General features: G+C 54.9%; 11 protein-coding genes. 7 read left to right on the top strand and 4 right to left on the bottom strand.

The annotated features are described in order from the left end of the window. The first annotated feature begins 16 nt into the window (after window positions 1-16). From rpsK to rplQ, 4 genes are read left to right on the top strand one after another with little or no spacing between them, the layout of a single operon-like run. Window positions 17-400 (top strand): 30S ribosomal protein S11, encoded by a 384-nt coding sequence (rpsK, locus tag LQZ21_RS11370; RefSeq protein WP_411044485.1) that lies wholly within the window; start codon window positions 17-19, stop codon window positions 398-400. 15 nt (window positions 401-415) lie between these two features. Next, entirely contained in the window at window positions 416-1,051 is a 636-nt protein-coding gene (gene rpsD, locus LQZ21_RS11375) for a 30S ribosomal protein S4 (protein ID WP_411044488.1), read from the top strand. 9 nt (window positions 1,052-1,060) lie between these two features. Continuing rightward, window positions 1,061-2,119, top strand: coding sequence for a DNA-directed RNA polymerase subunit alpha (locus tag LQZ21_RS11380; protein WP_411044490.1), 1,059 nt, complete (start codon window positions 1,061-1,063; stop codon window positions 2,117-2,119). After that, window positions 2,109-2,588: a 50S ribosomal protein L17 gene (gene rplQ, locus LQZ21_RS11385; RefSeq protein WP_411044492.1), complete on the top strand. Its 480-nt coding sequence runs from the start codon at window positions 2,109-2,111 to the stop codon at window positions 2,586-2,588. Before LQZ21_RS11380 ends, rplQ begins: the two co-directional genes overlap by 11 nt. A gap of 215 nt (window positions 2,589-2,803) precedes the next feature. On the opposite strand, the gene LQZ21_RS11390 is transcribed toward rplQ, so the two are convergent. The 4 genes from LQZ21_RS11390 to prfA form a co-directional block, all read right to left on the bottom strand. Then, window positions 2,804-3,976, bottom strand: a complete 1,173-nt coding sequence (locus LQZ21_RS11390) for a CapA family protein (protein ID WP_411044493.1) — start codon at window positions 3,974-3,976, stop codon at window positions 2,804-2,806. Window positions 3,977-3,984: 8 nt separating this feature from the next. Then, window positions 3,985-5,997 carry a RelA/SpoT family protein gene (locus LQZ21_RS11395; RefSeq protein ID WP_411044495.1) on the bottom strand — a complete coding sequence of 671 codons (2,013 nt, stop codon included), beginning with the start codon at window positions 5,995-5,997 and terminating at the stop codon, window positions 3,985-3,987. 248 nt (window positions 5,998-6,245) lie between these two features. Further along, window positions 6,246-7,118 carry a peptide chain release factor N(5)-glutamine methyltransferase gene (gene prmC, locus LQZ21_RS11400; protein ID WP_411044497.1) on the bottom strand — a complete coding sequence of 291 codons (873 nt, stop codon included), beginning with the start codon at window positions 7,116-7,118 and terminating at the stop codon, window positions 6,246-6,248. A gap of 4 nt (window positions 7,119-7,122) precedes the next feature. After that, window positions 7,123-8,193 (bottom strand): peptide chain release factor 1, encoded by a 1,071-nt coding sequence (gene prfA / locus LQZ21_RS11405; RefSeq protein ID WP_411044499.1) that lies wholly within the window; start codon window positions 8,191-8,193, stop codon window positions 7,123-7,125. Between the two features lie 167 nt (window positions 8,194-8,360). Between prfA and LQZ21_RS11410 the strand changes: the two genes are divergently transcribed. The 3 genes from LQZ21_RS11410 to LQZ21_RS11420 all read left to right on the top strand — a co-directional run bounded on the left by LQZ21_RS11410 (window position 8,361) and on the right by LQZ21_RS11420 (window position 11,175). After that, complete coding sequence (locus tag LQZ21_RS11410) at window positions 8,361-8,792, top strand: hypothetical protein (RefSeq protein WP_411044501.1); 432 nt, start codon at window positions 8,361-8,363, stop codon at window positions 8,790-8,792. Beyond that, the gene (locus LQZ21_RS11415) at window positions 8,789-10,513 is read left to right on the top strand and encodes a hypothetical protein (protein ID WP_411044503.1); all 1,725 of its coding nucleotides are present in this window, start codon (window positions 8,789-8,791) and stop codon (window positions 10,511-10,513) included. Before LQZ21_RS11410 ends, LQZ21_RS11415 begins: the two co-directional genes overlap by 4 nt. A 200-nt stretch (window positions 10,514-10,713) precedes the next feature. Then, entirely contained in the window at window positions 10,714-11,175 is a 462-nt protein-coding gene (locus LQZ21_RS11420; RefSeq protein WP_411044505.1) for a chemotaxis protein CheX, read from the top strand. The last annotated feature ends 134 nt before the right edge of the window (window positions 11,176-11,309 follow it).

The raw sequence follows: 11,309 nt of genomic DNA on the forward strand, positions 1-11,309 counted from the left end.
AAATTCGGAGGAAAGGGTGGCTGCTAATACCAAAAAACGGAAAGAAAAAAAATCCGTATATGAAGGGAACGTATATATCCAAGCTACGTTCAATAATACCATTGTCACCATCACGGATCTGATGGGAAATGCTATTTCATGGGCAAGTTCCGGGGGGTTACAGTTTAGGGGCGCTAAAAAGTCCACTCCCTTCGCGGCCCAAACCGTTACCGAAACCGCGGCCCAGAAGGCCCTGCAGGTGGGGTTACGGGAGGTGCATGTGTATGTCAAAGGACCGGGTATAGGCCGGGAATCGGCGATACGCCAGTTGGGCGCCCTGGGGATAAAGGTAAAATCGATCAACGATGTTACCCCGATCCCCCATAACGGCTGCCGGCCGCGGAAAACCAGGCGTATCTAAGGGGGGTAAGAATATATGGCAAGATATACCGGACCGGTTTGCCGATTATGCCGGGCGGAGCAGAAAAAATTGATGCTCAAAGGGGACCGTTGTAAAAGCGATAAGTGTCCTATTAACAAAAAACGGCCCGCACCGGGGAAGGATCCCAAGGCCAGGCCGGGGAAACGGTCTGATTATGGACTGCAGCTCCGGGAAAAGCAGAAACTAAAGCGGATTTACGGGATGCAGGAAAAACAGTTCAGCCTCTTTTTTGACCGGGCCCTGCGGATGACCGGTATTACCGGTGAGAATTTATTTGTATTATTGGAGCGCAGGCTCGATAATGTAGTATATAGGCTTCGTTTTGCGGTAAGCCGGAGTCAGGCCCGGCAGATTGTGCTCCACGGTCATATAACGGTGAATGGCAAAGGGGTTAATATTCCGTCCTATTTGGTGCGGCCCGATGATGTTATTGGAATTAAAGAGCCCAGTAAGAATTTGGTGGTGGTGAAGGAGGCTCTGAAGGAATTCGGGAAGTCCGGGGTTATGCCCTGGCTGCAGCTCGATCCTGACGGGATGAAAGGAAAATTTCTTGCCGCCCCGCGGCGCAGCGATATCACTGACCTTGCAGACGTCAAAGAACAGATGATTGTCGAATTATATTCGAAATAAGGAGTCTCCATGGCCCGTAAGAACCTTCTTAAAGGATTCAAACGCCCCAAGGGTATTTCCTATGAGCATGGTGAACTTAAAATCAATTATGGCAAGTTCATCGCCGCTCCCTTTGAACCAGGATTTGGTACAACGGTAGGAAATACTTTACGAAGGGTGCTCCTTTCCTCAATACAGGGATATGCCATCACGGCGGTTAAGATAACCTCCTATGACGCCGACGGGGTTGCCCACAATGTTTCCAGTGAATTTGAGACGATTCCGAATATCGTGGAGGATACATTGGAAGTACTCAACAACCTTAAACAAATTCGGCTGAGACTTCCTGAGGATGTGGAACAGGATGTATTATTGTACGAATGGTCCGGTAAAAATGATATAAAAAGCGATGATTTTGAACGGATCGGACAGGTTGAGATCCTCAGTACCGGACAGCATATTATGACCCTGATGGATGATGCCCGGCTTGAGTTTGAGGTCCAGATCGATCTGGGCCGGGGCTATGTGCCCTCGGAGATGAACGAGCGTTATGTGGATGTGATAGGTACCATTCCCATGGACGCGATTTTTTCGCCGGTTAAAAAGGTTAAATTCACCGTGGAACCCACCAGGATAGGACAGCGTAATGATTATGATAAGCTCATCCTGGAGATTTGGACCGATGGTACCCTGAGACCCGACGACGCCTTGGCGGAAGCTGCGAAGATCGCCAAGGAGCATTTTTCGGTCTTTATTAATTTTGATGAAAACAACCTGGGCGCCGATGAGGATCTGGATGAGGATGATGAACGGATCCGTCAGATCCTCAATACCCCGGTAGAAGAGTTGGAATTATCGGTACGGTCTTCTAATTGTCTTAAAAACGCGAATATTAAGACCATCGGGGAATTGACCCGGAAGACCGAGGATGATATCGCCAAGACCCGGAATTTCGGGAAAAAGTCCCTCCAGGAAATAAAGGAAAAACTCAAGGAGTGGAATTTAGGCCTGGGGATAACCGACGTCAATGTGTTAAAAAACGCGGTAAAAATTACCTCGCAGGAAAAGGAAGAAGAAGATGAAGCATAAACGCGGATTTAACCCCCTTGATCGGTCGTCGGCTCACCGGAAAGCCCTGCACCGCAATATGGTTACCTCGTTATTCCGTTACGAACGGATCCGGACCACCAAAGCCAAGGCCCTGGCGATCCGCCGGAGCGCGGAAAAATTGATAACCCGGGCAAAGCTTGATTCGGTGCATAACCGGCGTATTGTTTCCGCCCGGCTCTTTGATGAAGGGATGGTGGCCAAGTTGTTCACCGATATCGCCATCCGGATGAAGGAACGGCCCGGGGGATATACCCGGATCATCAAACTGGGGGCGCGGGCCGGGGACGCCGCGGAAGTGGTTATCCTGGAATTGGTGGATTATAAATTGGATACCGAGGGCGCTTCCGACAAAAAGTCGAAAAAAGATGCCAAGGCCGCCAAGGCCAAGGCGGCCAAAGAAGATAAAAAGAAAGACAAAAAAGCCGCCGAAAAAGCGGAAGCGGTTTAAACTAAACAAGCGGGGAAGGGATAATGGCTAAAGCGCATAGAGGCAAGGGAATTCGGGAGCTTTTCGCCCGCGGACGGGGTGAATGTCCGGTTTGTAAACGAAGGAATGTGAAAATTCTTTATGAGCAGGACGCGGGAGAGGCAAAAATCAAAATCTGTAAAACCTGTAAGGCCGCGATCAAGCACGGTAAAAAAAGCGTTTAAAGAACCTGCCCGTTACGGGGCAAAGGGGTTATATTCGATGAGCCCTTCGCCGAAGATCCTCCGGGCCAGGGCGGTAAAGTAGGATAGGCTTAATTCGTATTGGGGCCTTTTGCGGCCGTGGGTATTGGCCAGTGCTTCGGTATACTCATAGAGGGGATAGATACGAAAGCCGGTATAGGCTGTGTTAAAATGGGTGACCGTGGGAATGACCGCGGCCGCTTCGATAGCGATCTCGGAATTTATCTTTTTTATTTTGATATAGGCCAGAGCCCCCAGCAAGGTATTGGGCATATCCTGGGCGGCCAAAAAATTCCCCAGGGAATAAAAGCAGAGGGTACTCTTGCCGTCTTTGCGGGGAAGGTATTGGTACGCCTGGATCACATGGGGATGGTGGCCGATGATCAGATCCGCCCCCTGGTCGGCGATGAATTGGGCCTGGGCCTGCTGGGCGGCGTTGTATCTGTGGTCATACTCATTTCCCCAATGCATGGAAATCACCAAAAAATCACAGAGGGGTCGCAGGGTTTTAATCTCCTGGGCAATGACTTCGTTTTCCGCCAGGGATACGAGGTAGGGTTTGTTCCGGGGCAGGGGGATCCCGTTGGTTCCGTAGGTATAGGCCAGGAACCCGACTTTGATGTTGTTTTTCTCAATGATGACCTGCCGGCGGTCCCGTTGTTCCCGGGAGCGGTGGATGCCCAGGTAGTGAACCCCGGGCAGGGAATCCCAAAGATCCAGGGTGGCGGAGAGGCCGGCTTCGCCCTTGTCCAGGGCGTGATTGTTGGCGTGGCTTACCACATCAAAGCCGGCGTCCGCCAGGGTTTTCCCCAAGACCTGAGGGGCGTTGAAGGTAAGGCCCCGGGAATAACCGAAGCCTTCCCCCGCCAGGGGGGTCTCCTGGTTGATAAAGGCGATATCCGCCGGTTCGACGAGGGCCTTTATGCCGGCATAGATGGGATCAAAGTGATAGGTCCCGTCCTGGAAGGCCGCCCGGATGATCGACTCGTGGAGCAGGTTGTCCCCGGCGGCGACGATGGTGAGGAAATCCGCCTGCGGGGCCTGTGGCGGGGCAAGAGCCGCCGGGGCCGGGATATTTTCCACGCCGGGGACGGCCGCTTTTACTTCCCTGAACCAGAAAAAAAGGCACAGGATTATGCCCCCAAAAATACAAAGCCTCCGCTTCATAAGACCGCCTAGGTTAAGGTCTGGATGCTGAAAACCGCGGGGATACCCCGGATATTTTTGAGGACCTTTTTGAGATCCTCGCTCTGTTCCAACTGCATGGTAAAAAAACCGGTCAGGTGGTTGACCGAGGTTTCTTCCAGCCGGCCCTCAATGAGATGGCCCTGATACTTTCTGACCGCCCCCTCAATTTCGGAAAAAAGGTCCGTGGACAAACGGGCTTCAACCTTAAAGCGTTTGACCAGGACGGAGGCGGCGTTTTCCCATTCGGTTTCAATTTTCCGTTCCAAAAAGTCGGGAATATTGGCCAGGTTGCTGCAGTTTTTCCGGTGGATGATGATCCCCCGGCCCCGGGAGACGTAGCCGATGATGGGATCCCCGATTACCGGGTGGCAGCATTTGGCAAAATGGATCATCATGTTTTTTTCATCCTCCACCCGGACATGGAGCAGGGTGGTGTCGGATTCCAGAATTTGGGGGCGGATGAACCGGGGGCCCCATAGTTCCGGCGCTTTTTCCACCGGAGGCGGGGCTTCCGGGAGGGGGGGCTTTTTTTTCGCGACAATGTTTTTTTCGATAATGATGGAATCGTCATTTTGCTGAAGCCAGGACCGGATTTTGCTGCGGGCCTTGGCGGTCCTGACGGTTCTGAGCCAGTTCACATGGGGCCGGGCGTTGGTGGCGGTGAGGATTTCCACCACCTGGGTATTTTGGAGTTCGCTGCTCAAGGGAATGATAGCCCCGTCGGCCTTGGCCCCGGCGCAGTGCTCCCCAATGGCGGTGTGGATATGGTAGGCGAAATCAATGGGGGTCGCCCCGGCGGGGAGCTCGATCACCTTACCCTGGGGGGTAAAAACGTAGATCGAATCCTTGAGGAGTTCCCGCTTGATGTCGTCCAGAAAGGACTCCGAAACCCGGCTGAAGCCGCTTTCCGCTTCGATTTGTTTCCAATCCTTGAGGCGGTTTACCAGGGAAATGTCGGCGGGATGGACGGTCTCTTTAGCGCCGCCCTTTTTGTACAGCCAGTGGCTGGCAATGCCGTGTTCGGCGATCCGGTGCATCTCCTGGGTGCGAATCTGTATTTCCAGGAGGTTACCCCCGGCGGCCATCACCGTGGTATGGAGGCTTTGGTAGCCGTTGGATTTGGGCATGGCGATATAGTCTTTGAAGCGGCCGTCCAGGGGTTTCCAGAGGCGGTGGACCAGCCCCAGCAGGGTATAACAGTTTTCGATGCCGTCGCAGAGGATCCGGATACCGAATAAATCGTAGAGATCCCCCGTGGCCTTGTTCCGCTTCCGCATCTTCTGATAAATAGAATAAAAATGTTTCGCCCTGCTTTCGACCTCTATGGTGATACCCGCGGCCGTCGCTTCCCGGCGTATGTCTTCCTTAACGTTGTCGAGAAAATTCCGCCGTTCGCCCCGTTTTAAGGCGACGATTTCTTTTATTTGCAGGTATACTTCCCGGTTGAGGTATTTGAGGGACAGATCCTCCAGCTCGTCCTTAATCCAGGAAATACCCAGCCGGTCCGCCAGGGGCGCGTAGATGTCCAGACATTCCTGGGCTACGGTTTTGTGCCGTTCCCGGGCAAGCTCGTCCAGGGTCCGCATGGTGTGGAGTTTATCCGCCAACTTGATAAAAATGACCCGGATATCCGTAACCATGGCGAAGAGCATCTTGCGTATGTTTTCCGCTTCCTGGAGGGTTTTGCTTTTAGCGGATATATCGGCGATCCGGGTAACCCCTTCCACCATGCGGCCCACATCGCCGCCGAAGCGGTCCTCGATTTCGCCGGAGGACAGGGCGGTTTCTTCCAGGGCATCGTGGAGCAGGGCCGCGATGATCGTATCGGCATCAAGGTTAAGGTTCGTTAAGATAGAGGCAACCCCTAGGGGATGGACCGGCTCGCCGGACGTTTGATTGGCAGGAAATTTTTCCCGCCAGGAAACCGCCTGAAATATCCGTTCCTGTTCCCCTGCTTCGTAGCGCTGAATCTGTTCTTTAAATTCCGATATATACGACATTTTTTGCTATGATACAAAAAAACCGCCCGGGGGAAAAGGTACCTGCTGCCTGGTAAACACTAATACCTGATACAGGAGAGAAAGAGAATTTGACCACAAAGACGAAGAAGGCGAAGAAGGAAGTCGAAAACAGGGAAAAATGAAGAGTAGGGTGTTCTTCCTCATTCTCTCTTAATTCTTCATCCTTCCTTATTCGCCTTCTGCGCCTTCGTGGTTAAATTTATTTAGATATATCCTTTTAGCAGTTATCAGGTATTAGTGCCGCGGATAATGCCGCCCACCACCCGATCCTGACCGGATAGGTCCTGGAACACCCGGATATTCCCGTACCCCCCCTGGGTGAACAGGGCGGTGATGGCTGGCATTTGCCCGGGATCGGCTTCTAAAAGGAGGACCCCCCCCGGCAGCAGGTGTTCCGGCGCCCCGGCGATGATGGGACGGATGAGGTCCAGGCCGTCGGGGCCGCCGTCCAGGGCGATCCGGGGCTCCCGGCGAACCTCGGGAGCCAGGGTTTCCAAAAGCGCCGAGGGGACGTAGGGGGGGTTGGAGACGATCAGGTCAAACGAGCCGGATATACCGGCGAAAAGACTGCCTGGTAAAAAATTGATCCCGTCGGACCTTCCCAAAAGCCGCCGGGCGTTTTTCCGGGCCAGGTCCAGGGCCGGGGGGGAGATGTCCGAAGCGCTGACCCTGAGGCCGGGCCGTTCATGTTTTAGGGAAATAGCCACGGCCCCGGAACCGGTACAGAGGTCCAGGAGGGTGAGCTGCGGCGAAGCCCCCCGGGCGTCGATGAATTCCAGGGCCGCCTCCACCAGGATTTCCGTATCCGGTCGGGGAACCAGGACCTCCGGAGAAACGGCAAATTCAAGGCCCCGAAATTCCCGGCGGCCCAGGATCCAGGCCACAGATTCCCCGGAGAGCCGCCGTTTAAGGGATTTATCAAAAAGCCCCCGGGCTTCCGGGGGAAGGGGGGTCTGATCCGCCAGGATGAGGCCGGCCCGATCCAGGCGAAGGATCTCCCCCAGAAGCAGAGAAGCGTCCAGAGCAGGGGTATCAATGCCGGCGGAACGGAGCAGGGTAGTCCCCTGGGTTAGGGCCTCCCCTATGGTGAGCCCTTCCATCCCGCTAAGAGGCGGTGGCCCGAAGCATTTCTTCCCGGGAGGAGAGTTTGAGGGCGTCGAAAAGCTCCTCCACATCCCCCTCGATGATGAGGTCCAGTTTGTAAAGGGTCAGGTTGATCCGGTGATCGGTGAGGCGGTTTTGGGGGAAATTATAGGTACGGATCCGTTCGGAACGATCCCCACTGCCCACCTGGTTTTTCCGGGCCTCCGCCCGCTCCGAATGGGCCTTGGCCGCTTCTAACTCGTAGATCCGGGCCCGGAGGATCCGCATGGCCTTGGCCTTGTTTTTAATCTGGCTTTTTTCGTCCTGACAGTGGACCACCACCCCGCTGGGGATATGGGTGATCCGCACCGCCGAATCAGTGGTATTGACGCACTGTCCGCCGGGGCCCCCGGCCCGCATCACGTCGATACGGAGGTCCTCCGGGCGGATCTCCACCTCGGTTTCATCCGCCTCGGGGAGTACCGCCACAGTAACCGCCGAAGTGTGGGTCCGGCCCGAGGCTTCGGTGGCGGGAACCCGCTGGACCCGGTGGACCCCGGATTCATACCGGAGGTTTTCGTATACGTTTTTTCCGCTCACGGAAAAAACAATCTCTTTAAATCCCCCCAGATTGGTTTCGTTGACGTTCATGATCTCGAATTTCCAGCCCTTGGTTTCGGCAAACCGGGAGTACATACGGAAAAGGTCCGCCACAAACAGGGCCGCTTCTTCCCCTCCGGTACCGGCCCGGATCTCCATGATAATGTTTTTTTCATCCAGGGGGTCCTTGGGGATGAGGAGAAATTTCAGCTTATCCTCGGCGTCTTTTATCCGCAGTTCCAGTTCCCGCAGCTCCTCCCGGGCCAGTTCCCGCATATCCGAATCCTTTTCGGTCTGGACCATGGCTTTGGTCTCTTCCATTTGCGCGGAAAGCCCCTCGATTTCCTTTTGGGCGGAGGCAATTTCACTGAGTTGAGCATATTCCCTCATGGTATCCCGGTATTTCTGTTGATCCTTAACCAATTCGGGATCCTGAATCAGAAGGGTTAATTCATTATACCGCCGCAATAAAGAGTCAAGCCGTTCATTCACTTTGTACGCTCCGGGCCTTATTCAAAACTTAATATAGAGGCTATTTCAAAACGTGGTTGGTTTTGAAACTGGCTCAACCTGCTATATAGTATATCAAAAATGTATTGGTTCCGCAACATAAGACCGGGGGTAGTGTCAGAAACGGATTTTACTGTTACAATAGAAACATGGGCTTAGGGGATATTTTTTTATCAATAAAGTCCCGGGTTTTAAGGATAGGCGCCCGGCTTTTGAAAGGGTCGAAGGAAATTCTGCGAATCCATACCAGGCTGGTTCTGGTTTGCCTGGGGGCTTTTGGGGTCATTTTGGGCCTCCTGGTGGTGCTGGGGGTGGTCAGTTATCAACGACGCCACCCCAAAGCCGCCCCGCCCCAGCCTTTGGCCGAGGTATTTAGGCCCCTGCCTATTCCGCCGGAGGAGCTTTTTATGCCCGATGAACCGGATTTTCTACCGGAGGTTTTGTGGGAACGGGCACCCCGGGAATTCTGGACCCCTGAAGACGCCCTTCCCTTCTGGACGGATCCCCTGAAGAATAATAGGCGGGTTTGGCAGGAACGGGTAGAGGGGCTGATCGATGAACTGTTGGAGCGCCTTCCATGAGAAAAACGGACCGGTCCTTTGCGGCGGGGATGGTTATTGCCCTTTTTTTTCTCTGTTTCTCCTGCAAGAGCGTTCCCGTTCAGGACGAGGCGGAGCTGCCGGTTCCGGCGGAATTACGCCGGGAGGAGCCGGAGATTGTGGAAGCCGCCCCGGGGGAAACTCCTGATCTACCGGAGATAGGGGAGGAACCCCTGCCGGTAACGGAGAAATCCTTACCGGCAGCGGAGGTTTCCCCTGAAACCCCATCGGAGGTGGTCCCTGGGGGGGCTCTGGTTTTGGAATCGCCGGAATACGGGGATTTGCCGGAACCGGAGCTGGATTTTGCCGAAGCCAGGCTGCCGGATTCCGCTTTTCCGGAAGAGGAGGGGGTGATAGATCCCTTGCCCGAGCCGCTGGTCCTGTTCCCCGCCGCCGAACCGGTGCTTCCTCCGGAGCCGGTCCCCGATTCCGCGCCGGAACCCGACTCCACCCCTGAACCGGAAGCGCCGGCTGTCCCTGAGCCTGCCCCGACGGTTTCGGTCCCGGCGCCCCCGACCCCGATTACCCCTGCCCCGGTCCCCTCTGTTCCGGCGATTCCGGTCCCGGTTCCCTCGGTCCCGGCAGATCCGGAGCCTGAACCGGCTCCGCCGCCGGAACCGCCCCGCAGCCTGCGGCCGGCGGAACCCCTGCCTCCGCCGGCCACGGCCCGGGAAAAACCGCCGATCCCGGCAACCCCCATCGCGGATCTTCCCCCTCAGACCCCTCAATCCGTGCTGCAGTCCCCCACTGAAACCGAGGAGGATCTCCATTTTTCCCGGGTGGTCCGGGCTACGGTAGGTCAACTCGTGGAAATCCCCTTCCGGGGGACCGGCTGGGTATTCCTGGGGGAATTGGGCGCCCGCCGGGGTATAGCCTATGGTTCCCGGCGGCTTGACCCGGAGGGGCAGAGCTTTATCTTTCGGGCCGAAGAAGCCGGTACATATGCCCTGAAATTCTACAAACAGGATTTTATCCGGGACTATATTCTTAATGATTATGTCCGGGTGATCATCGGGGAAGCGCCGGAACCCAGGGGAACCGCCTATTTTAATCCCCCCATTGATCGGGGACGGGTTGTCGCCGAACCCCGCTGGCCCCTTTCCCTTGCAGAGGCGTCCGGTTCTCGGGATACCGTTGCTTCCACCGGGACCCTACCACCGACTACCGGGACTCCACCGGTAGCCGGGACCCCACCGACTACCGGGACTCCACCGGTTGTTGGGACTCCGCCACCCGTTGCCGGTACCCCGCCTGTTGCCGGGACCCTGCCACCCGCTATTGGGACCCCACCGGTAGTCGGGACCCCACCGGCTACCGGAATCCAGCCGCCCGTTGCCGGATCTCCGGCAGCCGGGCCGGCGGTACCCGAGGCTTCCCCTTCGGAGGCAGGGCGGGACGGTTCCCTTCCCCCCGGAACTTCTGCTGAAGGATATGTAAGCCGGGCACGGGAGGAATATGGCGCGGGAAGGGTGGCTTCGGCGCTTTCGATCCTGGATCAATTCCGGGAAACCTACCCCGCGGGGAGTGACGAGGCCTGGTGGCTTTACGGTCAACTCCTGGAAGCCAATGGTCCCCAGCGGGATGTCCGTTCGGCCCTGGATTATTACCGCCGGCTAATCCGGGAATACCCCCAGAGCACCCGGTTTGATGAAGCCCGGCGGAGGATCGCCTATTTGGAGCGGTATTATTTTAATATCCAATAGAGGGAGTGGAGGCCTGCAAAGCAGCCCCGGATCGTGGCAATCCGGCGGTTGCCCTGGGGTACTATACAAAGCTCGTTTTTTATCTTAATTTTTATAGAGAGGGTCCCAAAACTCGTTTAATTCGTGGTGAAAGGTATATGCCTTGACCGCTTGCGGCGGCGTTGTTGATTTTGGAACCCTCCCGTAGGATAACTATTAGCATGCAGCAATACATAGAGCCTTTTATTGAAGTTTGTACCATGGTTTTTAAAAAAATGGCCAAATGTGATTTGACTGCGGGGCGGGCCTATTTTATCACGCGGGAAGATTTTCAGAACTGGGATATCAGCGGGATTATAAGTCTGAGTGGTGGAACCCGGGGGCTGGTGGCTATTTCCATGAAGACCGAAACAGCTACCCGGATCACCGAAAATATAACCGGTACAAAACATACCTACCTGGACGGTGATGTGGTTGATGCCATCGGTGAACTTATCAATATTGTCGCGGGGAATGTTAAACAAAAATTGCAAGATATGTTCAAATTAGCTATTTCCCTTCCCTATGTTATAAAAGGCAAAGCCCACATGATTGCGTTGCCGCTGGAGCGAAGGCGGCTTCTCTGCATTCCCTTTACCATTTTTGACGATCAGATTATTTGTTTATCGATAGCTATTGATTAGCCTTCCCCTTATTTTTTAGATTTTTTCCCTCCAAGTAAAGCACCCTGCATCCCCGTGCCTTATTATTCCCGGAGGTATTTCATGGCTATCCATAAACCGAAAGATAACAGCTTTAAACTCATCCTCGACGACCA

Source organism: Treponema sp. TIM-1, assembly GCF_046533115.1.
Classification (GTDB): Bacteria; Spirochaetota; Spirochaetia; order Treponematales; family Breznakiellaceae; genus JAIRMO01.

Bases quoted from the DNA above. Each gene is read 5' to 3' on its own strand.
- rpsD (WP_411044488.1), top strand. From the start codon at position 416: ATGGCAAGATATACCGGACCGGTTTGCCGATTATGCCGGGCGGAGCAG.
- LQZ21_RS11380 (WP_411044490.1), top strand. From the start codon at position 1,061: ATGGCCCGTAAGAACCTTCTTAAAGGATTCAAACGCCCCAAGGGTATT.
- rplQ (WP_411044492.1), top strand. From the start codon at position 2,109: ATGAAGCATAAACGCGGATTTAACCCCCTTGATCGGTCGTCGGCTCAC.
- LQZ21_RS11390 (WP_411044493.1), bottom strand. From the start codon at position 3,976: ATGAAGCGGAGGCTTTGTATTTTTGGGGGCATAATCCTGTGCCTTTTT.
- LQZ21_RS11395 (WP_411044495.1), bottom strand. From the start codon at position 5,997: ATGTCGTATATATCGGAATTTAAAGAACAGATTCAGCGCTACGAAGCA.
- prmC (WP_411044497.1), bottom strand. From the start codon at position 7,118: ATGGAAGGGCTCACCATAGGGGAGGCCCTAACCCAGGGGACTACCCTG.
- LQZ21_RS11410 (WP_411044501.1), top strand. From the start codon at position 8,361: ATGGGCTTAGGGGATATTTTTTTATCAATAAAGTCCCGGGTTTTAAGG.
- LQZ21_RS11415 (WP_411044503.1), top strand. From the start codon at position 8,789: ATGAGAAAAACGGACCGGTCCTTTGCGGCGGGGATGGTTATTGCCCTT.
- LQZ21_RS11420 (WP_411044505.1), top strand. From the start codon at position 10,714: ATGCAGCAATACATAGAGCCTTTTATTGAAGTTTGTACCATGGTTTTT.